This is a genomic window from Neisseria sp. P0008.S010, assembly GCF_051962715.1.
GTDB lineage: Bacteria > Pseudomonadota > Gammaproteobacteria > Burkholderiales > Neisseriaceae > Neisseria > Neisseria elongata.
On the sequence record NZ_JBQCVA010000124.1, the window covers coordinates 1 to 842 of the forward strand.

1 protein-coding gene and 1 pseudogene are annotated in these 842 nt (G+C 60.9%); both read right to left on the minus strand.

Features of this window, described 5'->3' with window-relative positions; translation table 11 throughout:
• A partial coding sequence (locus ACTHSL_RS12805; RefSeq protein ID WP_440381677.1) for a S49 family peptidase occupies nucleotides 1–569 on the minus strand: 569 nt, incomplete at its 3' end.
• Nucleotides 550–842, minus strand: a pseudogene (locus tag ACTHSL_RS12810) (phage portal protein); the annotation flags it as partial. The pseudogene ACTHSL_RS12810 and the gene ACTHSL_RS12805, both read right to left, overlap by 20 nt.

An 842-nucleotide genomic window follows, 5' to 3' on the forward strand; every position in this document is an offset into this window, starting at 1 on the left:
CCGATGGAGCCTGTCCGGGCGGTCTGCGTGACCAGACGCCGGGAGGCGGCACTGGCAAGCAACTGACCTGCACTGCAGTTCATGTCGTTGGCAAGCGCCCATACCGGTTTTATGTCACGCACACGGGCGATGATGTCAGCGCAGTCAAATGCCCCCGCCACCATCCCGCCGGGCGTGTCCATATCGAGCAGAATGCCGTCCACCATCGGATCGCTGGCAGCCTGTTGCAGACGGGCGATAATGCCGTTGTAACCGGTCATCCCCGAGTACGGCTGCAGCGCCCGCGTCCGGCTGACCAGCGTGCCGGACACCGGCAGCACGGCGATGCCGTTCATGACCTGATAACTGCGGGCCTGTCGTGGTCCGTCATCATCACCGGATAATGCCAGCGTCGCGAGTGCCTCCTGGGCAGTCAGGCTGTCGCCGGACACCGCATCCGTCAGGCTGCTGATCCCAAGCTGGCCTGCAAGCGCACAAAAGAAAACCCGCGCATAGGCGGGTTCAAGCATCAGCGGCTCATTAAAGGCCATGCTGGCAATATGCGGGAGATTACGCAGCTCTGCTGTCACTCTTCTCCTCCTCTGTTGATTGTCGCAGCCCGGATTCAAATGCTGCAGCCGCCCAGGCGGGCGGTTTAAGACCGGCTGCACGGCGCTCCATCGTTTCACGGACCTGCTGGGCAAAAATTTCCTGATAGTCGTCACCGCGTTTTGCGCACTCTTTCTCGTAGGTACTCAGTCCGGCTTCTATCAGCATCACCGCTTCCTGAACTTCTTTCAGACCATCGATGGCCATACGACCGGAGCCTATCCAGTCGCAGTTCCCCCAGGCACTGCGGGCTT